This is a genomic window from Colwellia sp. 6M3, from assembly GCF_014077595.1.
In the GTDB taxonomy this organism is placed as follows: Bacteria; Pseudomonadota; Gammaproteobacteria; order Enterobacterales; family Alteromonadaceae; genus Cognaticolwellia.
In genome coordinates this window covers 1-25,432 of the sequence record NZ_JACGWF010000058.1, presented here as the reverse complement: position 1 = coordinate 25,432, position 25,432 = coordinate 1, and the positions used below count along the sequence as shown (strand labels likewise).

General features: G+C 38.3%; 23 protein-coding genes. 16 read left to right on the top strand and 7 right to left on the bottom strand.

The window, feature by feature from the left end:
- Positions 1-460 precede the first annotated feature (460 nt).
- From H4J50_RS12850 to H4J50_RS12820, 7 genes are all read left to right on the top strand, one after another.
- Entirely contained in the window at positions 461-1,243 is a 783-nt protein-coding gene (locus H4J50_RS12850; RefSeq protein WP_182256877.1) for a TSUP family transporter, read from the top strand.
- Positions 1,244-1,255: 12 nt separating this feature from the next.
- Positions 1,256-1,858: a primosomal replication protein PriC gene (gene priC, locus H4J50_RS12845; RefSeq protein ID WP_108455303.1), complete on the top strand. Its 603-nt coding sequence runs from the start codon at positions 1,256-1,258 to the stop codon at positions 1,856-1,858.
- A 117-nt stretch (positions 1,859-1,975) separates the two neighbouring features.
- A complete protein-coding gene (locus tag H4J50_RS12840; RefSeq protein ID WP_108455302.1) occupies positions 1,976-2,236 on the top strand; it encodes a late competence development ComFB family protein in 261 nt (86 codons plus the stop codon).
- A gap of 77 nt (positions 2,237-2,313) precedes the next feature.
- Complete coding sequence (locus tag H4J50_RS12835) at positions 2,314-4,143, top strand: SLC13 family permease (protein WP_182256875.1); 1,830 nt, start codon at positions 2,314-2,316, stop codon at positions 4,141-4,143.
- 374 nt (positions 4,144-4,517) lie between these two features.
- The gene (locus tag H4J50_RS12830; RefSeq protein ID WP_108455301.1) at positions 4,518-5,021 is read left to right on the top strand and encodes a (2Fe-2S)-binding protein; all 504 of its coding nucleotides are present in this window, start codon (positions 4,518-4,520) and stop codon (positions 5,019-5,021) included.
- Complete coding sequence (locus H4J50_RS12825; RefSeq protein WP_182256873.1) at positions 5,018-7,321, top strand: xanthine dehydrogenase family protein molybdopterin-binding subunit; 2,304 nt, start codon at positions 5,018-5,020, stop codon at positions 7,319-7,321. The genes H4J50_RS12830 and H4J50_RS12825 overlap by 4 nt, the downstream gene beginning before the upstream one ends.
- On the top strand, positions 7,318-8,010 hold the full coding sequence (locus H4J50_RS12820) for a hypothetical protein (RefSeq protein WP_108455300.1): 693 nt from the start codon (positions 7,318-7,320) through the stop codon (positions 8,008-8,010). The genes H4J50_RS12825 and H4J50_RS12820 overlap by 4 nt, the downstream gene beginning before the upstream one ends.
- A 1,169-nt stretch (positions 8,011-9,179) precedes the next feature.
- Here H4J50_RS12820 and H4J50_RS12815 read toward each other — a convergent pair.
- The gene (locus tag H4J50_RS12815; protein WP_085302965.1) at positions 9,180-10,085 is read right to left on the bottom strand and encodes a LysR substrate-binding domain-containing protein; all 906 of its coding nucleotides are present in this window, start codon (positions 10,083-10,085) and stop codon (positions 9,180-9,182) included.
- Positions 10,086-10,231: 146 nt separating this feature from the next.
- Here H4J50_RS12815 and H4J50_RS12810 point away from each other — a divergent pair, with 146 nt between their 5' ends.
- Positions 10,232-11,104 carry a DMT family transporter gene (locus tag H4J50_RS12810; RefSeq protein ID WP_085302967.1) on the top strand — a complete coding sequence of 291 codons (873 nt, stop codon included), beginning with the start codon at positions 10,232-10,234 and terminating at the stop codon, positions 11,102-11,104.
- An 836-nt stretch (positions 11,105-11,940) separates the two neighbouring features.
- Here the strand turns inward: H4J50_RS12810 and H4J50_RS12805 are convergent.
- Positions 11,941-12,330 (bottom strand): DoxX family protein, encoded by a 390-nt coding sequence (locus tag H4J50_RS12805; RefSeq protein ID WP_182256871.1) that lies wholly within the window; start codon positions 12,328-12,330, stop codon positions 11,941-11,943.
- A gap of 49 nt (positions 12,331-12,379) precedes the next feature.
- The gene (locus H4J50_RS12800; RefSeq protein ID WP_182256869.1) at positions 12,380-12,802 is read right to left on the bottom strand and encodes an organic hydroperoxide resistance protein; all 423 of its coding nucleotides are present in this window, start codon (positions 12,800-12,802) and stop codon (positions 12,380-12,382) included.
- A gap of 151 nt (positions 12,803-12,953) precedes the next feature.
- On the opposite strand from H4J50_RS12800, the gene H4J50_RS12795 reads away from it, so the two are divergent.
- Entirely contained in the window at positions 12,954-13,421 is a 468-nt protein-coding gene (locus tag H4J50_RS12795; protein WP_182256867.1) for a MarR family winged helix-turn-helix transcriptional regulator, read from the top strand.
- Between the two features lie 526 nt (positions 13,422-13,947).
- On the opposite strand, the gene H4J50_RS12790 is transcribed toward H4J50_RS12795, so the two are convergent.
- The gene (locus H4J50_RS12790) at positions 13,948-14,847 is read right to left on the bottom strand and encodes a LysR family transcriptional regulator (protein ID WP_182256865.1); all 900 of its coding nucleotides are present in this window, start codon (positions 14,845-14,847) and stop codon (positions 13,948-13,950) included.
- A gap of 107 nt (positions 14,848-14,954) precedes the next feature.
- On the opposite strand from H4J50_RS12790, the gene H4J50_RS12785 reads away from it, so the two are divergent.
- The 7 genes from H4J50_RS12785 (at position 14,955) to H4J50_RS12755 (ending at position 22,324) form a co-directional block, all read left to right on the top strand.
- Positions 14,955-15,788, top strand: coding sequence for a CmcJ/NvfI family oxidoreductase (locus tag H4J50_RS12785; RefSeq protein ID WP_182256863.1), 834 nt, complete (start codon positions 14,955-14,957; stop codon positions 15,786-15,788).
- A gap of 193 nt (positions 15,789-15,981) precedes the next feature.
- Positions 15,982-17,106: an alkene reductase gene (locus tag H4J50_RS12780; RefSeq protein WP_182256861.1), complete on the top strand. Its 1,125-nt coding sequence runs from the start codon at positions 15,982-15,984 to the stop codon at positions 17,104-17,106.
- Between the two features lie 92 nt (positions 17,107-17,198).
- On the top strand, positions 17,199-17,627 hold the full coding sequence (locus tag H4J50_RS12775) for an organic hydroperoxide resistance protein (RefSeq protein ID WP_182256859.1): 429 nt from the start codon (positions 17,199-17,201) through the stop codon (positions 17,625-17,627).
- Positions 17,628-17,707: 80 nt separating this feature from the next.
- Positions 17,708-18,865: an iron-containing alcohol dehydrogenase gene (locus tag H4J50_RS12770; RefSeq protein WP_182256857.1), complete on the top strand. Its 1,158-nt coding sequence runs from the start codon at positions 17,708-17,710 to the stop codon at positions 18,863-18,865.
- 115 nt (positions 18,866-18,980) lie between these two features.
- Positions 18,981-20,024, top strand: coding sequence for an NADP-dependent oxidoreductase (locus H4J50_RS12765; protein WP_182256855.1), 1,044 nt, complete (start codon positions 18,981-18,983; stop codon positions 20,022-20,024).
- Positions 20,025-20,183: 159 nt separating this feature from the next.
- Positions 20,184-21,515 carry an aldehyde dehydrogenase gene (locus H4J50_RS12760; protein ID WP_182256853.1) on the top strand — a complete coding sequence of 444 codons (1,332 nt, stop codon included), beginning with the start codon at positions 20,184-20,186 and terminating at the stop codon, positions 21,513-21,515.
- 23 nt (positions 21,516-21,538) lie between these two features.
- A complete protein-coding gene (locus H4J50_RS12755; protein ID WP_182256851.1) occupies positions 21,539-22,324 on the top strand; it encodes a 2OG-Fe(II) oxygenase in 786 nt (261 codons plus the stop codon).
- A gap of 865 nt (positions 22,325-23,189) precedes the next feature.
- On the opposite strand, the gene cas6f is transcribed toward H4J50_RS12755, so the two are convergent.
- The 3 genes from cas6f to H4J50_RS12740 all read right to left on the bottom strand — a co-directional run.
- Positions 23,190-23,801 carry a type I-F CRISPR-associated endoribonuclease Cas6/Csy4 gene (gene cas6f, locus H4J50_RS12750; protein WP_182256849.1) on the bottom strand — a complete coding sequence of 204 codons (612 nt, stop codon included), beginning with the start codon at positions 23,799-23,801 and terminating at the stop codon, positions 23,190-23,192.
- Positions 23,801-24,817: a type I-F CRISPR-associated protein Csy3 gene (gene csy3 / locus H4J50_RS12745; RefSeq protein WP_182256847.1), complete on the bottom strand. Its 1,017-nt coding sequence runs from the start codon at positions 24,815-24,817 to the stop codon at positions 23,801-23,803. Before csy3 ends, cas6f begins: the two co-directional genes overlap by 1 nt.
- Positions 24,814-25,432 (bottom strand): hypothetical protein (locus H4J50_RS12740; RefSeq protein WP_182256845.1); only part of this gene is annotated, 619 nt, incomplete at its 5' end. The genes csy3 and H4J50_RS12740, both read right to left, overlap by 4 nt.

The window sequence follows — 25,432 nt, the reverse complement described above, 5'->3', positions numbered from 1 at the left end:
ATAAAACATAGGGTTAATTTGATTCTCTTGTTTATTAATTAATGTAAATCTACATATATTACGTAACTAAAAGTTAAACTAAGTAAAAAAACCATATAAAAACCCAGCTGCAACATAAACCTTTATTAACAATAACTTAAAGAAAACAGTTGTTAACGTAAACAAAATGAAACAGTTGCTAATATTTATTTTCAATTATTTTGTAACCGAGTAAAATTTTAACAACAATTAACCACTCTACGCAGGTTTATTGGCATTTCAGGGCTTTTTCAGTGATTAAATTTAAGCTCCTAAGCTCAAAAAAAATACAGGTGAATAAATTGGTTATGTATATTTATCATCCAATAACTACCTAAAATTTAAAAGTCAGCGTGCTCTATAGCTATGAGTTATAAATCGACATAAATTCACTGTTTCATTGTGCTATAGTTGCCCTCAAATTTACTATGCAAAATATTCTATGGTTATTGATCCCGTCCTCGACATTAGTTTATGGATAACCTTATGTAGTGTTGGCTTTGTTGCGGGCCTTATTGATGCTATCGCTGGTGGTGGTGGTATGCTAACAGTGCCAACATTATTAACATCAGGTTTACCACCCCATGTTGCACTTGGAACAAATAAACTCGCGGCCTCTTTCGGTTCACTTACTGCGTCGTTTACTTTTTATCGAAAAAACCTGTTTAACCCTAAATACTGGCGACTATCTATTATAGCAACTGCTGCCGGCGCGATTTTAGGCACTATAATTGTAAATTTTTTATCTGTAGAGTTTTTAGATAAATACATTCCAGTGCTTGTAGTTTTGACCGCTATTTACACGCTATTCTCAAGATCCGTTACCAGTGAAGTTCTTGGTTTACCAATAAAAAACAAGATAATAAAAATTAAACAAATAATACAAGGGCTCATTTTAGGCTTTTATGATGGTGTCGCAGGCCCTGGTACTGGCGCATTTTGGGTAAGCTCATCAAATGCCCTGTACAAAATTGATATTCTCCTTAGCTCAGGATTAGCACGCTCAACCAACTTTGTTAGCAATTTCTTTAGCTTATTAACCTTTATCTATCTTGGACACGTTAATTTTGTACTTGGCATTTCGATGGGAATTTTTATAATGCTTGGTGCTTGGGTAGGCGCTCATTGGGCGATTAAATTTGGTAGTAAGTTAATACGCCCTGTTTTTATCACTGTTGTTATTCTTATGTCAGTTAATTTAGCCTATCAAGCTTGGTTAAGTTAAGGAAAATTTCTCATGCAAAGTGCGATTAATAAAATTCATGCAATTCTCGATCAAATAGACGAACAAGCTAAACTTGTTGACCAACAAAATAAGCATTCAAAGTCTCATAAAATAATTCAAGAAAATGATATTTTTTCTGAGAAGCTATTTCTCACTCACAGTGATCAATTTCATCCTTATGTGGCAGAAGTAAAAGATAAAACCAATGAATTGTCTCGCCTGTTAACGGCTAATAAAAACACCCTTGCCCATAGTCGCTTGTTAATTATCGAGCAGCAGATTTCAGCCTTGAGAAATGCATTAAATTCAAATAGCACTCTGCATAAAGAACCTGCTCAACGACTTGTTGCCATTAAATCCAGACGTTTTAAGAAAGCAGCACAGGCGGTGATGCAATCAAGTCATAACTTACACAATAAACTTAACGAAACTTTTGAGTTTGAAAGGCGATTACTAGAAATGATCGAAATACGTGAAAGACAAATGCACGGAGCACCAGCTAATAAATCTAAACAATTAACAGATGAAACACTTGCCCTACATCAACGTCTTGGCCGATGTCGCCAAGCCATTTCAAAATTAGAACGCGAAATATCTAAATCCGAACAGTTTTAAAGTAGCGTCTCTATTCAATTTTTTACTTAAAATTTGTATTTACGCCGAAAAAAGATTGGTGTTTTCATTGCACTAGCATTAGTCTTGCAAATATATCCATTAAAAAAAGTCATAAACATGAAAATTTCTGACGATATACATAACTATTACGAGAAGTTAGTTTCACAACATTTTACAGCCTTGAAACTAGAAGATAACTATGATGCTGAGTTCATTGCCGACTTAGTTTGCGTTGTGTTAAACCAATTACCTACACGCTACATACGCCATGAAGTTGATATGGCTTTCTATTTGCCCGCTTCTGAGCGGTTTGAGATGGAAAACAACGTCAAAGTTGCTGTATCTAAAGCTTTAGAATTCATGAAAGAGCATAATTAATCTCTCTCAATTTCCTTATGCCGCTAAATTAACGGCTAGCTTTAATAACTAAATTATTACAATAAGTGGGTATACTTTTGAATATTCCAGATCTCCCTAATCATCATGCATTGGCGGTTTTGCTAATCACCGTTTTAGCATTATATTTATTTCGCCGTGAAGATATACCGCTAGAAACCTCATCGCTAGCTGTGATGGCTATATTATGTGTAATGTTTGCAGTTTTTCCATTTTCAGTTGATGGTGTTCACTTTGAACCCAGTACTTTATTTTTTGGTTTTGGCCATGAGGCTTTGGTGACCGTTTGTTCATTAATGATTATTGGTCACGGTATTGTGCGGACCGGTGCGTTAGAACCGATTGGACGATATTTAGCTAAGTTATGGAAAATCAGTCCTGCGTTGTCATTGTTAATTACACTCGTACTAGCTGGAACTTTAAGTGCTTTTATAAATAATACGCCCGTTGTTGTATTGCTCCTGCCTATTTTAATCAGTGTATCTTTGCGAACTAAAACTGACTCGTCACCCATGTTATTACCCATGGGGCTTGCCACTTTAGTGGGCGGTATGGCAACCACTATTGGTACTTCAACCAATTTACTGGTTGTTAGTATTGCCAGCAATATGGGCGCAGCTGAATTTGGCCTTTTTGACTTTGCTAAACCAGCACTTATTGCTTCCGTTGTCGCGGTTATTTATTTATGGCTTGTAGCACCTAAGCTGCTGCCAAGTAGATCCCCTTCAATGCCTGACACATCGCCTCGGATTTTCAGTGCTTATCTTAATATTAATGAAGAAAGTGCTGTTAACGAAAAAACTATCACTGAAATAATTGCCCTAACAGACGGACAATTAAAGATAGAAAGTATTCAGCGCGGACCTGAAAATAAAAATATTATTCCCTTACCAGATACCGTACTCATTGTTGGTGACAGATTAAAAGTTCATGATTACCCGGACAGACTTAAAGAGTACGAAACAGTGCTTGGTGCCACCTTATTTTCAGGTCAGCATAAAGTTGATGAAGAGCATCCTTTAAAAGCTGAAAAGCAAATTTTAGCTGAGATTGTCATTATTGCTGGTTCAGGTATTGAAGGTCGTACATTACAAGAAGCTAACTTTATTAACAAACACGCCATTACCGTTGTTGCCTTACATAGAGCAGGTAAGGCTATGGAGATTGGGCGTAATGGTATTGGTAAAACCCGCTTAAAAATTGGCGATGTACTCCTTGTTCAAGGTGAAATAGAACAAATAGCCTTATTAAAAGAAAAACCGGGGTTATTGATAATAGATGGTGCAGAATCATTACCACAAACAAGCAAAGCGCCAATAGCATTAGGCACATTGCTCGCTGTGGTTGTAACGTCAGCTATTGGTATTTTACCCATTGAAATTAGTGCGGTTTGTGGCGTACTAATCCTATTACTGACTAAATGTTTAGACTGGCAAGAAGCTTCTTCTGCGCTAAGCACTCAAGTTATATTAATTGTTGCAGCATCATTGGCGTTAGGCTCCGCTATGATGATGACTGGCGGCGCAGAATATATAGCGCAAGTATTTGTTGCTTTATCATATGGTTTACCTCCAGGTGGAATTTTAGCGGCATTAATGTTGTTACTAGCTATCTTAACCAATATTGTTTCTAACAATGCTGCAGCAGTTATAGGAACTCCCATTGCGATTTCCGTGGCCAGCCAATTAAATCTATCGCCAGAACCTTTTATTTTAGCGGTATTATTTGGTGCTAACCTAAGTTACGCAACGCCTATGGCTTATAAAACCAATTTATTGGTCATGAATGCGGGGGGTTATAAGTTTTCTGACTTTATGCGTATTGGTATTCCGTTAATTATACTGATGTGGATAACACTTTCTTTACTTCTAAACTGGATGTATTTATAACTGAGCCGCACAGTAGATATATTTAAAGGCAAGGTATTGATTTAATTGATACTTTGCCTTCTTCCCTTCTCAAGCTTTTGATATACAATCAATTATTATCTTCACTACATCACTAAACCGCATATACAGATAAAATATAAATGACTTTTTCATACCAAAATATAAGCATGCTAAATGTGTTATTAATAATCGATTATCTAATGCACTTTGGTTTCCCTGCACATAAAATTTAACAGCTACGGCCAGAGCAAACTTCTCAATACGCACTGGGCTTAGCTGACATTACTCATAACGCAAATTAAATGACAATATTGCAAGTATTTGAGCTAGTATTAAAGGTATAAATTAATAAAGAAATATATAAAGGACTCACTATGGTGACGTTTACCTTAAATGGCAAAAATGTTGAATCTAACTCCCCACAAGATACACCACTACTTTGGGTTATTCGCGATGAATTAGGATTAAAAGGCACCAAATTTGGCTGTGGCATAGCTATGTGTGGCGCATGTACAATACATATTGACGAACAAGCGGTGCGTTCTTGTAACTTTCCGCTTAAGCAAGCTCAGGGCAAAGTTATCACCACCATTGAAGGACTGAACGATTCTCATCCATTACAAAAAGCTTGGGTAGAAGAACAAGTGCCACAATGCGGCTATTGTCAGTCTGGACAAATTATGCAAGCGGCTACCTTACTAAAATACTACCCCTCACCAACAGATGAAGAAATTGTTACGCACATGAATGGCAATTTATGTCGTTGTATGGCTTATCATCGGATTAAAAAAGCGATAAAGCGCGCAGCGAAAGTAACAGACACCGATATAAGTGGTGTTAATATTTATTATCCAGATGAGCAGGAGATTCAATCATGAGCATCTCAGATAAAGGTAAAGACAACATCGATCTTTCTCGACGCAACCTACTGATTGGTTCAGTAGGTGCCGCTTTCATGGTAGCTTTTGCACCATCACTACTTGCTCAGCAATCATCAGTTAACAAAATGCTAACTGACAAGAATTTTTCTCCAACGGTTTGGTATGAAATAGATCAAAACGGCGTTATTAAGGTTAATATCGCACGCGCCGAAATGGGTCAGCATGTAGGTACTGCATTAGCTAAAATTGTTGCTGAGGAACTAGGGGCAGACTGGAATGACGTTATTATTGAGCATGTAAACACCAATCCAAAATGGGGTTACATGGTCACAGGTGGCTCTTGGTCAGTATTTCAAAGTTATGAGCCATTATCACGCGCAGGTGCTGCTGGCAGAGCCATTCTCATTGAGGCTGGCGCAAAAGCGTTAAATAAATCAATAGCAGATTGTCACGCAGAAAATGGCTTTGTCGTTTGTGGTCAGCAACGCATCAGCTTCGCTGAGTTGATTAAAACACAACAATTTAATAAAACAGTTTCTGCTGACGAGCTTAAAAACTATGCTATCAAGTCACGCAAACATCACACGATTATAGGTAAACAAAGTCAAGCCTTAGATATACCACCTAAAGTTAATGGTACTGCGGTTTACGGTATTGATGTTGAAGTGCCGGGTATGATTTTCGCACGTCCTGTAGTGCCGCCATCGCGATACGGAAATAAAGTTGAATCCGTTGATGACAGTAACGCTAAAAAAATTACTGGTTATCAAGGTTATAAGGAATTATCAGACCCAAGCGGTTGGCTTGAGGGCTGGGTTGTCGTTTTTGCTGATAATTACCCCGCGGCTGTTCAAGCAGTTGATAAAATAAAGGTCAGCTATCTTCACAACGATGCTTTGAGTATTTCTGAAGCTGATATACAAAATCGCGGTAAAGCTTTAATTGCAGATCAAGAGGCAGGCGCATTGCTAGTTGATGTCGGCAATACCGCTACCGCGCAAGAAAGTGCAGCTAGTCAATTCGACTCGACTTATACAACTTCTAGCGCAATGCATTTTCAGCTTGAGCCAGTCAACGCCGTTGTTGAATTTAAAGAGGGTGTATGGCACGTCCATAGTGGTAATCAATGGCAATCACTTACGCTCCCAGCAGTCGCGAAAGCTCTTGAAGTAGATGACTCACAAGTTATTATTCATCAATATTACTTAGGCGGTGGATTCGGTAGACGATTATTTGGCGACTACATGATCCCAGCAGTATTGGCGGCAAAAGCCATAGGTAAACCGGTAAAAATGGTATTTACCCGTGAAGATGACGCTCATTTCGATCAACCTCGCTCGCCTAGTGTCAGTAATTTAAGTGCCACACTTAATGACGACAATGAGGTTATTGGCATTGAGCACAGATTTACCTCAGGTTGGCCAACTAAAGCGATGGCAGCAGGATTTTTAGCGCCAAGTAAAGATGGTAAGAAAAAAATTGATATGCTTTCTGCAAGCGGTTCAGATCACTGGTACTCATTGCCGAACCACAAAGTGCTAGTTTATAACAATGATCTAGCACAAAAAACATTTGTTCCCGGCTGGTTAAGATCAGTAGGACCAGGTTGGATCCAATGGAGCGTTGAATCATTCATGGATGAACTCGCCCATAAAAGCGGACAAGATCCTGCAGAGTTTAGACTAGCTTTACTTGATGCTCAGGGACGACAATCTGGTAGTGCACCTCATTCAGTCGGTGGTGCTAACCGTTTAAAAAATGTTTTGAACGAATTAACTAAAAAAGTAGATACCCAACAAACTCTGCCTAAAAACCAAGGTATAGGTATCGCATTAAGCTTTGGTCAAGAGCGTTCTATGCCCACTTGGGTTGCATTAGCTGCACATATTGAAGTACACCCTGAGTCAGGCAAGGTGACAGTAATAAAACTGACCTGTGTTGTTGATTGTGGTGTTGTTGTGCATCCGGACGGTGCGCTGGCGCAATTGGAAGGCTCGTTGCTATGGGGTGTCAGTCTAGCTCTGCATGAAGGGACCGAATTTAAAAACGGACAAGTAGCAAGTAGCAATTTACATAACTACTTTCCATTGCGGATGAAAGACGTACCCGATATGGATATTTCGTTTGTGGAAAGTGATGAATTTCCTGTCGGGCTTGGGGAACCAGGCACTACAGTAGTTGCTCCTGCAATTGGTAACGCAATTTTTAACGCCATAGGGCTCAGACTCAAGTCATTGCCAATGACTCCACCGGTTGTAAAAGCCATGATTGAACAAAAACAAGGGGACACAGCATGAGTAGGTTAATTAAAGCCAGTGTTAGCGCCTTAGTGTTAAGCATAACGGGCATCTCAGTATCAGCCTTAGCAAATGACCCTTATCAAGCGTTTATCGACAAACCTACGGCAGCAACTGCCATTGAATATATGCACCAAGTTGCAACCCACCCGCGCTGCAAAAATTGTCATGGTGTTGTTGATAAAGAAGGTAGTTTTTATCCAACGGTTGGCGACAACCGTCGCCCTCACCCGATGAACATTACTGTTGCTAATAATGTTGTGCTATTTAAAGATGGCGAGACATTCAAACAGGTACCCGGTGTTGTATTAAGCTGTGCTTCTTGTCATCAACATAGTAATGGTGATAAAAAAGGTATGCCCCCAGGTAATATAGCACCAGCGATGCCAGGGTTTGTATGGCATATGCCACAGCAAAACATGATTATTCCTGAAGGGATCACTGTTGAGCAATTATGTAACAAGTGGCTTGATCCTGAACACAACAGCAGCCATTTAGCCCAACGTGGTGGTAAAGATGACCTTGTAACGTTCAAAAAAGAGTTTCATGAACACCACGCAAAACTTGATCCGCTCGTAGCATGGAGTTGGTCACCTGGCCCAGGAAGAGAAAAAGCTCCGGGACAACACCAAGACTTCGTCAGAGCAGTAGGAGTATGGATAGATGCTGGAGCGCCTTGCCCAAAATAAGCGATTAAACTAACGCCAACATATTTTTCGCTACTAACCTCTTTAGCATATAAGGAGGTTAACTAGCGAAGAAATTTCTCAGCTTATTCTTAAAAAGATACAAACATATTTATTCTGCTAGTAATGAAGGTCATTACGGCATTGAGGGTACTGAAGATAAAGAGTTTTAGTCGGGAGTATGAAGCAACATACTGTAAATAAACGCTAGCAATAGTGAAGCATTAGAATTTTTTGTAGATAACTGATTTAAATGTTGATACAACCATACCTTGACAAAAAAATCATAAAAATATCCATTAAAAACAAATATATAAAACAAAGCAACCATACGTTGGCATAAAATAATACAACCATACGTTGACATAATTTATGTAATTAAATTACATATGTTTTTTTTAATTAGCTACCTTCTCGGCAGAGTGTTGTTTGGTGTGGCTGGTAACTTCCAGATCTTTTATAAACTATCTACACGATAGAGTGGGGATTATAGTCCTCAAACTGTCGTACTGCAATTTATCAACTAATAGCTGATGGTAAATTTTATATTTTGGATTCGTACAATAGCTCCACACTTTAAACTTACCATCAAGAAAAAAGCATAAACTAAGACCGTAACTATTGATAATTTGAAAATGTTTTTTAATACTTTCCTAAGGCTAACTAGTCTCACATTGTTGCCCCTTTTATTAATGAAAAATCGACCTAAAATAGTCAGCAAAGATACGATAGCGGACGTTAGCCTTCGCTTATCTAGCGATATTTGAACCGAGACAAATCAGCCCTGCGTTAGATAATAGAATTGTTCTAAATTTCATCAGGAATCTATAAAGTCAAAAATTCTAATTTGATTAGAAAATACCAAAGCGGACATTAGATTAATATGATTTTAGGTTTTAAATTCTATGGCGCTTCGGGGCACCTAGCGCCATAGATTTTATGATCACTTCATGGAAAAGTGAATGTATCTAGTTAAGGTCCGTTGCTAGTAGCAGACATTTTTGATTACTTAGTAAGTGATTGCAACGACCACATTGACAAAATATTGAGCTGAAATAACTCAACATTAATGCACTATTGATAAGTAAGCGGTAATAAACATTTAAAAGGTAATTCACACTCGATTTGCAATGAAGGTATTAGCCTATTTTTTGGCTAATACCAATTTAGAGTTATGATGATTCCTGTTCAAAGCACTGCTGTTTTAACCAGTTGCCTAATTTCACAATATCGGTTTGCTTGGCTCGCGTATTCTTGTAAACAAAATAGAAATCATCTCCTGTAAGAAGCTCATGCATTGGGATACGGACAAAGTTATGCTGGCGGTCTTGATCTGTCATTAAGTAATTATCAATGAGGGCGATCCCTAGATCATAGCGGGCCGCCTCAGCGGCAAGTAATACATGACTAAAATGACTTGTTTTTACCTCTTCAGGTAACTCAAAACCGCCACGTTTACACCAACGCAACCAGTCTTCACCAAGGTGTTCATTCGAATCTGAATATTTTACTGATAACAATGGCTGCTGCCATAGTGTCTCGGGAAGAGGTTTATCTCTGATCTGCTGCCAAAGCTTTTTCCCACAAACAGGATAGAGTTTTTCAGTATAGAGAAAGTGATTGACGAAGTTACGTTTCGGTGGATTCACGGTAATAAAACAATCGGCGACTTGATCGTTGCAATCCGGTTCCTCAGCTACCATATTTAGTGTTAAATCTATTTCAGGGTATTGTTTGCGAAAATCCGCCAACCTCGGTATTAACCATTTCACCGCTAAAGAGCTGTATAACGCCAAACGAATGTTGCCGGATTTACCATGCCGAATAAGCTGACTGGCATTTGAGAGGTTAGCCAATGAGCTGCTGACCTCTTCAAAATAACGCTCACCGACCTCAGTCAACGAAAAAACACGGCCCTGGCGGCTAAACATACTTTCACCTAAGTACTCTTCCAGTACTCTGACCTGATGACTGACGGCACTCTGGGTGACATTAAGATATTCAGCTGCTTTTGAAAAGCTGTTCATGCGCGCAACTGCTTCAAAACATTGCAGAGCACGTAAAGGAGGTAATTTCATTATTAGTTCAGCTCATGCTAATGGTATTTTAATCATTATACATCATGATACGGATTGGAATATGCTAACCATCTCAGCATTTAGCTGACGAGGGATTGTTGATTGATCTCAATTGAAACTTTTTATAATGTAGTAGGAAAAATAAAATGCCAAAAATATCTGTCGGATTAGCAATGACGTTACTTATTATTGGCAATATGATTGCTGTATTTTCAGATGCCTTGATAAAAACGCTGTCAGCAGATGGTGCGGTATATCAGTTTGTTTTTTTTCGTCAATTAAGCGCAGTGTTAATTTTACTACCATTTTGCCTCTTCAGTAAAAAAAATGGCCTGTTCGATGGTCTAAAGTGGCACGTCCTACGCGGCCACATTTGGTTATTTGGCGCTATATTTATGGTTATAGCCCTCAACGCTATGCCATTAGCCACCGCTAATGCCATTTTCTATGCGGCACCTTTACTTATGCTGCCACTAGCGATGATATTTTTTCAAGAAAAGCTAACACGTCATTCAATTGCAGTGGCAATTTTGGGCTTTATCGGCGTGCTCATAGTGGTTAAGCCGACACACATTAACTGGGCAGCGATTGCCGCGCTGATCGTAGCATTAACGATGGCGATGAATAATATATTGATTCGTAAATTGCCCAAACATCATAATGTCTTTCAAGTTTTACTGCTAACCAACCTCGTTGGCGTCCCAGCAGCGCTTGGGTTAACGTTATGGGAAGACAAACCTTGGCATTGGGCTTCTATGCTAACAGCTACGGGGTCCACTACTTTCATCTTAATTTATGCTGGTATATGCGTGCTGGTGTACCGCGCTGTTGAAGCCAGTAAAATTGCCAGCGCCGAATACAGTGGCCTGTTAGGTGCAGTTGCAGTGGGCATATTGTGGTTTGATGAAATTCCAGATCTGAGCATGACAATCGGTACTGCATTTATTATTATTCCTCTGATTTGGTTTGCCAAGATCGAAGCAAAGAAAAAACGATTGGAAGAACAAATAAAAGGGTAAGTATTCGAGAGCAGACGTGCTGAGATGAATTACTTGAACTTACTCGCTGCTCTGCTTAAAAATTTACTCTCAAATTTTTTAAGATACAAAGGTAATCCCCCCGAAAAGTAATAAATAACTATGTAGTGGCCAAGTGATTTTGGCCACTAACTTATAGTTTCTATCTCGCTCTGGTGGCGAAATCACCATAGGATTAATACTCTAAATTTATTTATAACTTACATGATTCAATGTCCCCTTTGGGGATTTGAGATCTAATTCCGTGCAAAAATTTTCGGTACAATATCAATTGTGAATGAATGTGAATTTTTATATAAAAACGATAAGTTTACGACCCTGATCCACCGATTGAACTCAAGCCACTTTGCAGACCTAAATAAGGCTTCAAAAATAGTCATATTAATGTTCACTTAGATACGAAAGAAGACCTTAGCCTTGGCTTATCTAGCGCCATTTGAACCGATGAAAATCAGCCCTGCGTTAGATAATAGAATTGTTCAAATTTCATCAGGAATCTATAAAGTCAAAAATTCTAATTTGATTAGAAAATACCAAAGCGGACATTAGATTAATATGATTTTTAGTATTGAATTCTATGGCGCTTCTGGGCACTTAGTTCCTTAGAAAATATGAATAATTTTTCCTAAATTGGTAGCTAAAATCTCTTAGCTACAACACTGTCAACAGGGGGCTAAATACCGAGGTAAAATAGACGCATTACTCGCAATCATTATTTATAAGAAGCCATAAAAAACGAATCATATAGATTCGTTTTTTTGGAATCGTTAACTATTAAGCAACTACATTGCTCATAAACTTCATGAAAATTAAAAACATTACTTTTCTTTTTGTAAAAATGCCGGCAGGGAATGACCAGAAAGTACCAATATTCCCGCAAAAATGCCTAAGTTCTTAATGAAATTTTGCATTTCATGTGCGGCATCTAGACCCGAAAAATTCCAAAAATCATGCAACGAAATATTAATGACTAACACCAAGCCTGCTAATAACAATGCGACGATTCCGGTAAGTCGATTTGCAATAAGCATCAAAGCAGCGACTATTTGGAAGATTCCCGCCAATGCTAATAACACAGGGACAAATGGCATATTGTGTTTTTCCATTAGCTGTATATGCATATCCCAAGATACAAATTTCATGATACCGGGAACCAGAAAATAGAATGCGAGTAAAACACGTCCAACCGTTAATAAGAGAGTGTTCATTTTTCAATCCTTGTTTGTTACTGTCTAATGACTATCTAAATAAAGCGAATTATAATGCAGCGCCATTGACGGTCAGTTTCACATCAATATTACCATTAACGGCATTTGAGTATGGGCAGACTTGATGTGCAGTTTTAACCAATGCGATTGCTTGCTCATCATCCAGTTCTAACGTTACCGCTAATGAAACGCTTAATGCAAAACCACCCGCTTCATTAGGACCAATACCCACTTCTGCAGAGACAGGTGCTGTCGCTAATTTTAATTTTTGCCCTCCCGCTACATGTAAAATGGCATTTGAAAAACAAGCAGCGTAACCCGCTGCAAATAACTGTTCAGGGTTTGTTGCTGCGCCCGTTCCCCCCATCTCTTTTGGGTAACTTAGTGCAAGGTCGAGTATATTATCATCTGTGCTTACTTGTCCGTTACGTCCTGCAGAAGCCGTTGCTGTTGTTGTATATAGGGTTGTCATAATGATTTCCTTTTGAACATGTTTAATTAGTAGGTATTTAATATAATTGCCCGCAATTAGGTTGTGAGCAATTTGATTTATGGGATTATAGCTCGATTAAAAAGCAAAATACAAGTATATTGTGCACAATCTTTTTAGTCAGAGGTATAATATGAGCTCATCAACAACAGCATGCGATCAAAATGAAGCAGAAACGCCTCAGTTATTATTAAAGAATCAAGTGTGCTTTTCACTTTATAGCGCTTCAAATGCGTTAATTCGTTCTTATCGTCCGCTACTGAGCGCACTCGATCTGACTTATTCTCAATATTTAACCATGATGGTAATTTGGGAGAAAAATGGTATTAACGTGAAGGATCTTGGCCATGACTTACATCTCGACTCAGGTACATTAACCCCTTTACTAAAACGTTTAGAAGTAAAAGGCTTTATAACGCGCGAACGTAGTGATGAAGATGAGCGTGTTAGATTGGTATTTTTAACCACTCAAGGCCAACAGTTAAAAAGTCAGGCTGAATCAGTACCAGAAGCTATTTTCTGTAAAAGCCAACTTCAAGTGGCTGAATTACAGCAACTCAAAGCAAGCTGTGAAAAGCTATTAGCCAACTTACAAAAATAAGAACCATGGCGCCAGGCCTTTAATCTTGAATTTTCGCAAAGCGAACATTGATTTTAGAAGGCGCATTTCGGGGCGATTACGCCATAGAGTATATATCCTAAAAAAATTTACCCCATAAGTTTCCAAGACTTCAGCTTAACTGTAAATTCAGTGTGACAAAAAAATCATAATTGACAGTTTTATTTAAGTTATTAAACGTAACCTTAGAGTGTAGGTTTGATTTACACACTATCTGCTTTTTTTGGTAAGGGTTAACAAAAGTTATATAGCTACTATTTCGCGATACTAACTTTATATAGTTCGAGCCTTTACTGATTGAGACGAGCCTGAAGACTACTCCGGAGTTAATTGAATATTTACTAATATTTACAATAATTCCTTGATACGAACTTTTAATTTTACATTCTCTGGATATATAAAAAAACCTTTCAAAACTTAATATTATTGAAAGGTCAAATGGATATTTGATGTTCATAATTAATGAGTCAAGCTAATAGTATAGAGTCTTAAATTTCTGTTTATCTATTTATTCAGCAGAGCAGAAGATATTATCCAGTAAGCCCAATAACCACAGGTGTAACGGATTATTATTTGAGCGTTGATGCCAGGCAACAATAACGTCAAATTTTGGTGGGTTTTGTTCAATTTCTATCGCAACTAACTTAGGATCTGGTAATAGTCTCGATGGTAAAAATGCAATGGTGTTGGTCGCTTCAATAATGGTTGATGCAGCAGAGAAACTAGGCACGGACATGAGTATATGTCTTTTTATTCCTTGTTTAGCAAACCAAGAGTCATGTGAGCCTTTTAAATTAGGTCTTGAAGGTGAGATAACAATCTGTGGCAGCTGTGCTAGTTCTAACAAGCTATATTTTTTCCCGCGATAAATTGAATTATTACCTGTTACGCATACATGATGGTCTTCAAATAAACGCTTGTTTGGGTAGTTTTCAGGAATAAATTCAGGAAAAGTAAACACAAGATCAAGTTCACCCGTCACCATCAGTTGGTTTAAATTATCCGACTCAAAATCCCTGATGATCACTTTTAGGTTTGGTGCTAACGCATTCACTTGCGTTAATAACATTGGAAGAATGGTGACTAGCGCATAGTCTGATGAACTTATTTGTAATATTCCTGAAAGCTCAGCAGGGTTAAATTTTTCGCCGGTAATTAAGTTGTCGATATCCGCCAATATCTGATTTACCCGATGTTCCATCTTTTCTGCAACTTGCGTTGGAATTACGCCATTACTGGTGCGTATAAACATTTCATCATCAAAGGTATGTCTAATTTTTTTCAATTGCTCACTAATCGCTTGTTGAGTTAAGCCCATAATATGAGCAACTTTTGACAAATTTCTTTCCTGAAGTAATAGCTGTAATACGCGCAGTTGTTTAATGTCTAGTCGATTGATACCACTCATTTTTGTATCTCCAACAAATTTATATTGTTTTCATTTGTATGAAAGGAAGATTAGCATACATCCCATCAAGTTAATTCGTTATTTATTGAGCTTAATTGGACCTTATTATGTTATTGAATGCCGCAAATCAAAATCAGCCGACCATTGCAGCTGAAATCAATTATATCAAGCCAAATATTCAAGCGACGTTTGATTTATCAACAAGCAAAAAAAGTGCCGACACTCTTACCGAACAAGTGGATAAACGCGTGGTTGAAATTACGGATGCTCGTTTATTAGCAAAAACTGCGACACTGAAAGAAGATGGTTTTGGTTTAGTTGCCAATAAATATCATATGGCTGATTATTTTGATGACGCTATGGTTAGCACTGAACTTTATCCGCAAATCATCAAACATCTTATGGGCTTAACCAATGCCAGCAAAGGCGTGGTATTCGACCATACAATTCGTTCGGTTGAAGACAAGCTTCATCGCGCTGAAAAACGCTCTCCTATTCATACGGTACACAACGATTATGTCGCTAGCTCTGCACAATATCGTTTACATATTGAACTTGAAAAACAGGGCTTAAAGGCGAGTGACTATCATCGCTATCAATTTATTAATACTTGGATACCGCTAGTTGATGTGGTGTTAGACAGCCCACTTGCATTTGCGGATATGCGCAGTGTTACTTCAGAGCAATCACATTTGCTTCAGGTTGCATATCCTGATCGTGTTGGGGAAATTGAAGGTTTTAGTTATAACCAAAACAATCGTTGGTTTTATTTCTCTCGAATGACATCGAAAGAACAACTTAATTTTAAAGTATTTGATAGCGACAAAAGCAATGCAGTTAATAGAACTCCGCATAGTGCTTTCTCACTGCCTTCGGTGGCTGAAAACGCGCAAAGTCGCGTCAGTATTGAGGTGAGAACTATTTTGTTATTCAACAAATAAATTAACTGAAATCATATTAACAATAGGCTATGTGTAAATACCAAACTCTAGCCACGTACCTAACAAATAGCACAAAAAATTTATAAATTAAGCACTTAGTGGTGCTAGTAATGTTGAAAAACGGTGACAGCATTGGAACTCATTTATTAATCACCGCTACGATTATATTAATTTTATTTTGGAGTAGTAACGCATGACATTTTCAACTTTATTTAAAACCACAGAACTTGGCCCTTATACCCTTAAAAATCGTATTGTACTTCCGCCATTGACACGTTCTAGAAGTTCTCAACCGGGCAATATTCCTAATCAGTTGATGGCTAATTACTATGCGCAACGTGCTGGCGCTGGCTTTATGGTCACTGAAGGCACTCAAATTGAACCAAGAGGGCAAGGTTATGCGTGGACACCCGGTATTCATAGTGCAGAGCAAGTTCAAGGGTGGAAACAGGTAACACAAGCAGTACACGATGCGGGTAGCATTATTTTTTGTCAATTGTGGCATGTTGGTCGTGTTTCTCATACATCATTACAACCAAACCAAGAAGCACCTGTTGGCCCATCTGCATTGAAAGCTGATGCGGTTAAAGTTTTTATCGAAACTGCCCCACAGCAAGGCGCATTAGCTGATCCAAGTGAGCCTCGGGCATTATCAACTCTTGAAGTTGAGGAGCTGGTACAAATGTACAAACAAGCTGCGGTAAATGCTAAAGAAGCCGGCTTTGATGGTGTTGAATTACATTGTGCTAATGGTTATCTGGTGAATCAATTTATTTCTGAACATACCAACGATAGAACTGATAAATATGGTGGTAGCTTAGAGAATCGCTTACGATTTTTAAAGGAAATAACGCAAGCCGTTGCTGACGTTATGGGGGCTGACAAAGTAGGCGTAAGGTTTGCGCCATTATTTGAAAGTACTGATGAAGTGCGGGTTTATTTAGGTTTAGTAGAAAGCGATCCGCATGCAACCTATATTGCAGCCATTAAAACGCTAAATGATATTGGTATCGCTTATTTATCACTTGCTGAAGCGGATTGGGATAATGCGCCTGATTTACCTGAAGAATTCTACAAGGCGGTAAGAAAAACCTTTGACGGTTTAGTGATGTATGCCGGTAAATATACGCCTGAAAAAGCATTAAGAGTTTTAACTGAAGGCAATGGTGATATTTTTGGCTTTGGCCGTCCATTTATCGCTAACCCTGACTTACCAGAGCGTATTAAGAACGAATGGTCGTTAAACGACGTTGATCCAACAAGCATGTATGGCGGCACTGATAAAGGTTATACCGATTACCCTGTGTACGCTTTATAAGCCGTTTTTATAAAAACGGGGCATGGATTAATTAGTCATTAACTGGTGCTTAAACTAACTATTTACTCAACAAAAATATACTGGAATTTATTATGAAAAAATTACAAAACATAGCGTATACCGCAAAAGCAACAGCCACTGGTGGTCGTGAAGGTACTGCAAAATCTGACGACGGCCGTTTAGACGTTACATTGTCAACACCCAAAGGTTTAGGGGGCGATGACGGGCAAGGTACTAATCCTGAACAGCTATTTGCTGCGGGTTATGCAGCTTGTTTTATCGGTGCGCTAAAATTTGTCGCGGGTCAAGAAAAAATCAGTTTACCTAGAGAGACTTATATTAACTCGGAAGTCGCTATTGGTGCAGTTGAAGGCGGTTTTGGTATAGCAGTGAAACTTGCGGTTTCATTAGGCGATATGGATAAAGACAAAGCACAGACTATGGTAGAGCAAGCACATAAAGTCTGCCCATACTCAAACGCAACACGCGGCAACATTGACGTGACATTAAGCATTATTTAATTAACAGATAAAACGCTCAATTTTCTGCTTAGACCAACGTATTTATAAATTACTTTTTTGAAAAGTTTTAGGATATAACAATGTTAAATTTCAGTTTTAAAAACCCAACCCGTATTCATTTTGGTGAAGGGCAAATTGCCGCTATTTCCAAAGAAATCCCTTTAGACGCACGAGTATTATTGGTTTATGGCGGTGGTTCAATTAAAGTTAATGGCGTCTATCAACAAGTGAGTGATGCACTTATAGAACATACTTGGTTTGAGTTTTCAGGTATCGAACCAAATCCAACCTATGACACCTTGATGAAAGCGCAAGAAATAATTAAAGCGGAAAACATTGATTATTTACTTGCTGTTGGTGGCGGCTCCGTTGTTGATGGCGCTAAATTTATTGCCGCAGCTGCACTTTATGAAGGTGACGATGCTTGGGATATTCTTGCTAAACAGCAAGCCGTCACAAAAGCATTACCTATTGGCGCGATATTAACCTTGCCTGCAACAGGCTCTGAAAGTAATGGCAACGCAGTGGTAACACGTGATGGTAATAAACTACCTTTCAAGAGTCCTTTGCTTTGTCCATTATTTGCGGTGTTAGACCCTAGCGTGACATTGTCATTATCGGATCGTCAAATCAGTAATGGCGTCGTTGATGCCTTTATTCATGCCATCGAGCAGTATCTAACTTACAGCGTTAATGGCAAAGTGCAAGACCGTTTCAGTGAAGGTTTAATGCAGACCTTAATTGAAGAAGGACCAAAAGCGTTATTACCTGAGACTAAAGAAAACTTAGAAGTTCGAGCCAATATTATGTGGTCGGCAACCATGGCGTTAAATGGTCTTATCGGCGCAGGCGTTCCACAAGATTGGTCAACGCATATGATAGGTCATGAACTTACCGGTGCTTTTGGTATCGACCATGCACGTACCCTATCTATTGTATTGCCTGCGGTAATGAAAGTTCGTAAAGAGCAAAAATGTGAAAAGTTACTACAATATGCGACACGCGTTTGGCAAATAACTGATGGTGATGACAACGCACGTATTGACCAAGCGATCCGTTTAACTGAAGAGTTCTTCGAAACAATGCAAGTACCAACACGTTTATCTCACGTAGATCTTGGTAGCAAAGATATCGACTTACTGATTGAACGATTAGAGAAACATGGTATGACGGCATTGGGCGAAAATAACGATATTACCTTAGCAATAAGCCGTGAAATTTTAACTCAAGCATTGTAATGATTAAGACAGGCAAAAGTGGCGTGTGCATCACTTTAAAAGGTTCACACGCAGACTTTTTTAATACCTCTCAACACTATCTCTTTACATTAGCTCTTTCTTAATAGGAATGAACATGACTCAAAGAACTGATATAAATCGCCAAATGGTTTTGGCATCTAGACCTTTTGGCGCACCAACAGCTGAAAACTTTACGCTGGTAAATAGCGAAAAACCAACACCTAAAGCCGGTGAAGTATTACTTCGAACTGTTTTTCTTTCACTCGACCCTTATATGCGTGGGCGAATGAATGATGCTAAATCTTATGCAGACCCTGTTGCTTTAAATGAAGTCATGGTCGGTGGTAGTGTTTGTCGCGTAGAAGAGTCAAACCATAGCGATTATAACATAGGTGATTGGGTTGTCGCTTTTGGTGGTTGGCAAGATTATAGCGTTATCAATGGTAGCGAATTGTTGAAGCTTGATAACAACATGGCTAACCACTCGCATGCTTTAGGTGTATTAGGTATGCCAGGGTTAACAGCTTACATGGGTTTGCTTGATATTGGTCAGCCAAAAGCGGGCGAAACGGTCGTTGTTGCGGCGGCAACAGGTGCTGTAGGTAGCCTAGTGGGTCAAATTGCCAAATTAAAAGGCTGTACAGTGATAGGCATTGCTGGTGGCGATACCAAATGTAACTATGCGGTTGAAATCTTAGGTTTTGATTATTGCCTTGATCATAAAAGTGAAAATTTAGCTGAGCAATTAGCGGCGGTTTGTCCATCAGGCATTGATGTATATTTTGAAAATGTTGGCGGTAAAGTGTTTGACGCTGTTATGCCATTACTGAATAGCTGTGCGCGCGTTCCTGTATGTGGACTAATTTCTCAGTATAACGCAACCGAATTACCCAGTGGACCGGACAGATTGTCTTTGTTAGTGGGCACACTATTGACTAAGCGCATTAAAATGCAGGGTTTCATTGTGTTTGATGATTATGGTCATTGTTACCCTGAATTTAGTCAGCAAATGTCTAAATGGCTAAATGCGGATGAAATAAAGTACAAAGAGCATAGAGTTGAAGGCCTTGAGAACGCAGTAAATGCTTTTATTGGTTTATTACAAGGTGAAAATTTCGGCAAGTTAGTTGTACGTGTTGGGCCAGATGCACTCGTATAAAACCGCGTAAAAATAATGAGACACGATGATATAACCGCATGACATCATCGTGCTTCTATTTTGTCATTAATTGATAAATTCTGATGGCTTAAATCTCATACATCAAATTTAGAACAGAAAATTAACAGATTACAGTAATGTAATTTTAGGAAACCTTTCATGCCAACACTTACCTCCTATGACCCAATTAATCGAGCGCCTTTGGGTGATGTATCTATTGCTGAGCCTGCAGATATTCCAGCGATTGTTTTACGTGCAAAGCAGGCGCAAAAATCTTGGGCAGCATTGTCGCTTGATGAGCGTCAACAAATAGTCGTTCAGGCTTATGAGTGTCTTACTGCAATAGAAGATCAGCTAGCATTATTGATCAGTAAAGAAATGGGTAAAGATTACCGTAGAGCAAGTTATGAAGTGGCTGGAACCGTTCAAAATCCCGCTTATTTTACACAGGAAATAGCGCAAGCGTTAAAGACTGAATCAATGGGACCTAATGCTGAAATGCAATATCGACCATTAGGTGTTGTTGCTGTTATTTCACCTTGGAATTACCCTTTGGCTATGGCGAATAACTTATTATTGCCTGCACTGGTTGCTGGTAATAGTGTGGTGTTAAAGCCGTCTGAAGAAACGCCTCTGGTTGCCGAACTTTTTGTTAAAACCTTAAATAAAGTGTTACCTGAAGGAGTGTTACAAATTGCACAGGGTGATGCAGAAACCGGTAAGGCGTTAGTTAATAGCGAGATCAATATGGTTGCGTTCACCGGCTCATTAGCTGCAGGCAAACATATTATGGCCAGTGCGGCATCAGGACTAAAACGTTTAGTCATGGAGTTAGGAGGTAATGACCCTCTTATCGTAATGGCAAGTGCTGATATCGATGAGGCAGTTCAGTTTGCGGTGGCAAGCTCTTTTGAAAATACGGGGCAAATGTGTACCTCTACCGAGCGCATTTATGTTGATGAACGTATAGCTGATGAGTTTGAGCAAAAAGTTGTCGCTTTAGCTCGTCGATATCGTGCGGGTGCTTGGGATCAAAGCAATGCAAACATTGGACCTATTGTTAACCCTAAGCAACATGAACATGTACTATCTCAACTAAAAGATGCTCATGTTAAAGGTGCAACATTCTTATTAGGAACGCATCATTATGAACTACCTTTTATACAGCCTACAGTCGTGACAAATATCACGCCCGATATGCTGCTAGAGAAAGATGAAACCTTTGGTCCCGTTGTTGCCATAAGTCGTTTTAAGCAATTATCTGAAGCGGTTGAACGTGCCAATGCCAGTGCTTACGGCTTAGGTGCTGTAATTTTTGGAGGCGCTGGGGCAGATAAAGTTGCGCAACAAATGGAAGCTGGCATGGTAGGAATCAACCAAGGTGCTGGCGGCATTGGACCTTGGGTCGGTGCAAAACAAAGTGGTTTTGGTTTTCATGGTACTGCTGCTGGACATCGTCAGTTTGCGCAGGTACGCGTCATCAGTAAATAAGTCCGTATTTAATGGAGTAAACAATGAATACAAAAACAGATACAGTTGCTGACTTTTTTGTCGCTGCTTTAGAACCCGGTGCAGAGCATCCCGCTTTACCTGCATGGGGCAACCGCCATGTGAATGCTGCACACTTAGATGAACATTATGATGTCAGTGATATTAAACGACACGACTTGGTGCAGGTGTCTGGTGCATTTCAGTTACTAAATGTATTGGACAAAGATGAATGTGAAAGGCTAATTAATATTAGTGAGGAGTTAGGCTTTTTACCCGATGCCGCTGTTTCTTTACCACGAAGTGTGCGACATAACGACAGCTTGACTTGGATTGTTGATGAACAAACTGATGGGATTATTTGGCAACGCATTTCGCATTTAATGGATGACCGACAAGCTATTTTTTCAGGCAGTAAAGCGTTGGGTATCAATGCGCGTTTTCGGTTTTATCGTTATAATCCTGATGATTATTTTAAACCGCATTCTGATGGTTCTTGGCCGGGTAGTCGTATTATTAATAATGAGCTAGTCGCTAATGCTTATCCTGATCGCTATAGCCAAATGACCTTTTTAATACTATTAAGTGAAGACTTCGAAGGTGGTGAAACACGTTTCATGGTCAATGCTGATGATCCTACTAAACCGGCAACAGCGGGGGATAAGGTTAGTCATGTTGACATTCGAACCCCTGCCGGCAGTATATTGTGCTTTCCGCATGGCATGCATCCTTTACATTGCATACACAGTTCAGTGCCGATTAGTGAGGGAGTTAAATATATAATCCGTAGTGATGTTTTATTTGAGTTGTAAGCATACAATTTGGCCACTTCATTAGCTCTATTTAAATCAGCTTTTAGCCTGAAAAAGTCGTTACTGTGGTTTCTTTTTCATATATGAGGATAGTCAGTAAACAGCATGTGGCAATAGTGACAGTTAACTCTATCTCAGGCTCAGGGTGTGATATAACTTCTATTGTCTATACATCACAATAGAAGCTATAAATGGGGCGTTAACTCCTTAGAGTATATGGTCTAAAAATAATTTCCTACCAAGCTTTGGGGGCGAAAGCGCCTTAGATTTATTACTCTAATTTTATGTGGAGCTTAGTTGATTCTAATGTCCGCTTTTAAGATTGGGTAGATAATTGTACGAAAAGTATTGAATAAGATTTTAGGTGTAAATTAATAGACATATTTAAATTATATGTGGCAGTTTTAGGCTAACAAGTTTCAAGTACAGGTATAAACCTAAGGTCAGCTTATGGCTAATTGCCGAAGTATTAAATTATTCACTTGAAGCTTCCGATTAGCGCACAAAGTGATCTTAATTTATTAATGGTAAACCTAATGTTATTCAGTGGTCGAAGTAGATGTCATTAGGTAGCACAACTGATGTAATTATCCATGTACTTCCCATCATTAATTTATAAGCTGCCTATGCGGCAGGACACTGGTCAACGATCAATCTGTTCATCAGTCGTATTTTATAAGCTGCCTATGCGGCAGGACACATGTAATACTCTATTCACTGCACAGTATTGAATTTATAAGCTGCCTATGCGGCAGGACACTATAATTAAATTTATAGATATTAATAATTAACAATAACTTAGGTTATATATTAATAAAACACCTAAAAACAACCACCAATCAACTTATTGTTTTATATCAGCTACTTACGTGTCATCAAAAATAATAGGCACTGGATTCATTATTTTAAGATTTGTTGATAACCCATAAGAGTTGAATGTGCTTGTATTCGCTTCACTAAACACTTTTTTTTCAATATTTAATTCGAAATCATTTTGGTTTCCATGGCTACTTGCCGGTATTTTATGACAGAAAGGGATTATTGCTTCGAAAGGCTCCTCCCTTTTCGGTTGATAAACTTCACCTCGTTTTTCTGCTCGTTTTATTAGTCTGCATAATTTTCGCTTTTGAGCAGCTATAGTTAATTCATCAATTTTTTGGTTACGGCTAAAAATAGCAGAATGTTGAGGCTCTAAAATACATTCATTAACTTTGCTAATTAAAAAGTAATTCATTTCTTCCATTTCAACAAAGTACTTTTGTGCTTTTAAGAACTTTAAAGAGCTTTCATTAATCGACACAAATGCTATACGCTTACCTATTGAAGTATTACTCCAATCAGGGAAGGATACTCCAACATCAACAATATTTTGGCGATGATAAAAACCGTGTAATATCTTTAAGCACCTACCAACGAGGAGCGCCTCGTTAATATCATCCCCCAAAAAAGATATTATAAAATAAAACCTTTTCATCATTATCTCCCTAATTGAAACAGGCCACCCTTAATAAGGTTTGCGATAACGAAATGAGCTTTGTTGTTAGGCTTTATATCTTTATTACTATTTAGGTCTTTTGTTATATTTTCGGTATCCATTAGTAAAGAGTATAAGTCTTCTTTTGTGTCTGGATGCCTTACACTTGTGTTTTTATTCTTCATAACGCCAAAAGCCCCAACTCTAATTTTTTCATCCGCATCGGAATACCAATCATCGATTAAAGCTAAAGCTGCCCCAATTTTATATGAACCTAAAATAGCCGCTCTTTTTCCATCAATTTTTGTATTCTGATAAACTCGACCTACATCAGAATTTTTTTCAGTAAATGCTTGGCTTGGGAAAATTTCTTGCATAAACGACGGCGTAATTTGAGCTTCAACTTCGAGGAATAAGCATGACTTAGGATCACAAAGCGCTTGGGTAAACTGTTCTATCAATTCATTATAACCAACTAGATTTTTAGGATAACTTTCGTCATATTTATTAAGCGTAATATTTTCAGATATAACGTCTAAATCTCTTTGAGTCGTGATTTTTATATTAATATTTAAAGCATCTGAATTTCTCCACAGCCACGTTCCTTTAAATAAATTTTCGACATACCGTTCAGCCAAATACTTATATCCACCGGAATTTTCATATGCTTCAGATAATAGTCGAAGTGAAGCATATACCTCATTATCATTACAATTAGAAGGTTGAATAGAGTTTGCGTTTACCCGCAAGGAAAATTTACACAGTAAAGTATTACATTCAAAAGGCACATGACAATATTCAACAGTATGAGGGTTACCTTCAGCTAATTTTGCGTGTGTAGTGCTTCCTTTAATCGCTGCTTTTTTATCAAACGCTTCCGAAGCACTTGATTTCTGCCCTAACACTTTGACCGTTTTTATATTTAATGGAACCATATTTCCATCTGCATTAACCGATAGAAATACACCTATACTTGGAGAAATTGAACGTGTATAAGTTAATCTGTTAGGTAATTTCAAAGTTTTCCCCTCATTTTTCCCGCTAGAAATATGCTTCTATTAGTATAGTTATATGACCAAAAAAGTCTTTCATGACTTTGGCTATAAATGTGTTTAGTTAGTTTTGCGCAGCTCAACATACTCTCAGAAAATGAGTGTTTAAGATTGTCTAAAACGCCATGCTTATCAGCTGGTTTTTCTAAAAATAAGTAACCTGAACACACTAAAACAAAATCCCCCGTTTGAAAGGTATTTAAAAATTGATTTAATTGGTTTTTTTCGCTCTCATGAGGGGCTAGCCATTTTCCGTACTTGTTCGAAATTGATTTTATAGCGACGTTAAAACTTTCAAAATGAGCAAAATTAGACAGATCTTTAAAGTTTAAGTTTACACTCCCCCCACATAATTTAGTTGGTAATGAATTCAGCAAGGCTTTCGGGTGTAATTTTTTTTGCACTGAAACTAGAAGAACTAAACTCATTGATAAGTCGCACTCAATACTGTCAATTAAACCAGGCGCTAAAACTTTTTTGTTTTCTTTGAGGTAAGACTCTTTTGTCTGTGTTCGTTTTGATAAATTAAACTCATGAATACAGGCAGCAAAACTATGGATTTTTATATCTATATTATTAAAT

What these genes read in the sequence shown, in the direction of transcription:
- H4J50_RS12850 (WP_182256877.1), top strand. Translation starts at nt 461, where the DNA reads ATGGTTATTGATCCCGTCCTCGACATTAGTTTATGGATAACCTTATGT.
- priC (WP_108455303.1), top strand. Translation starts at nt 1,256, where the DNA reads ATGCAAAGTGCGATTAATAAAATTCATGCAATTCTCGATCAAATAGAC.
- H4J50_RS12840 (WP_108455302.1), top strand. Translation starts at nt 1,976, where the DNA reads ATGAAAATTTCTGACGATATACATAACTATTACGAGAAGTTAGTTTCA.
- H4J50_RS12830 (WP_108455301.1), top strand. Translation starts at nt 4,518, where the DNA reads ATGGTGACGTTTACCTTAAATGGCAAAAATGTTGAATCTAACTCCCCA.
- H4J50_RS12825 (WP_182256873.1), top strand. Translation starts at nt 5,018, where the DNA reads ATGAGCATCTCAGATAAAGGTAAAGACAACATCGATCTTTCTCGACGC.
- H4J50_RS12820 (WP_108455300.1), top strand. Translation starts at nt 7,318, where the DNA reads ATGAGTAGGTTAATTAAAGCCAGTGTTAGCGCCTTAGTGTTAAGCATA.
- H4J50_RS12815 (WP_085302965.1), bottom strand. Translation starts at nt 10,085, where the DNA reads ATGAAATTACCTCCTTTACGTGCTCTGCAATGTTTTGAAGCAGTTGCG.
- H4J50_RS12810 (WP_085302967.1), top strand. Translation starts at nt 10,232, where the DNA reads ATGCCAAAAATATCTGTCGGATTAGCAATGACGTTACTTATTATTGGC.
- H4J50_RS12805 (WP_182256871.1), bottom strand. Translation starts at nt 12,330, where the DNA reads ATGAACACTCTCTTATTAACGGTTGGACGTGTTTTACTCGCATTCTAT.
- H4J50_RS12800 (WP_182256869.1), bottom strand. Translation starts at nt 12,802, where the DNA reads ATGACAACCCTATATACAACAACAGCAACGGCTTCTGCAGGACGTAAC.
- H4J50_RS12795 (WP_182256867.1), top strand. Translation starts at nt 12,954, where the DNA reads ATGAGCTCATCAACAACAGCATGCGATCAAAATGAAGCAGAAACGCCT.
- H4J50_RS12790 (WP_182256865.1), bottom strand. Translation starts at nt 14,847, where the DNA reads ATGAGTGGTATCAATCGACTAGACATTAAACAACTGCGCGTATTACAG.
- H4J50_RS12785 (WP_182256863.1), top strand. Translation starts at nt 14,955, where the DNA reads ATGTTATTGAATGCCGCAAATCAAAATCAGCCGACCATTGCAGCTGAA.
- H4J50_RS12780 (WP_182256861.1), top strand. Translation starts at nt 15,982, where the DNA reads ATGACATTTTCAACTTTATTTAAAACCACAGAACTTGGCCCTTATACC.
- H4J50_RS12775 (WP_182256859.1), top strand. Translation starts at nt 17,199, where the DNA reads ATGAAAAAATTACAAAACATAGCGTATACCGCAAAAGCAACAGCCACT.
- H4J50_RS12770 (WP_182256857.1), top strand. Translation starts at nt 17,708, where the DNA reads ATGTTAAATTTCAGTTTTAAAAACCCAACCCGTATTCATTTTGGTGAA.
- H4J50_RS12765 (WP_182256855.1), top strand. Translation starts at nt 18,981, where the DNA reads ATGACTCAAAGAACTGATATAAATCGCCAAATGGTTTTGGCATCTAGA.
- H4J50_RS12760 (WP_182256853.1), top strand. Translation starts at nt 20,184, where the DNA reads ATGCCAACACTTACCTCCTATGACCCAATTAATCGAGCGCCTTTGGGT.
- H4J50_RS12755 (WP_182256851.1), top strand. Translation starts at nt 21,539, where the DNA reads ATGAATACAAAAACAGATACAGTTGCTGACTTTTTTGTCGCTGCTTTA.
- cas6f (WP_182256849.1), bottom strand. Translation starts at nt 23,801, where the DNA reads ATGATGAAAAGGTTTTATTTTATAATATCTTTTTTGGGGGATGATATT.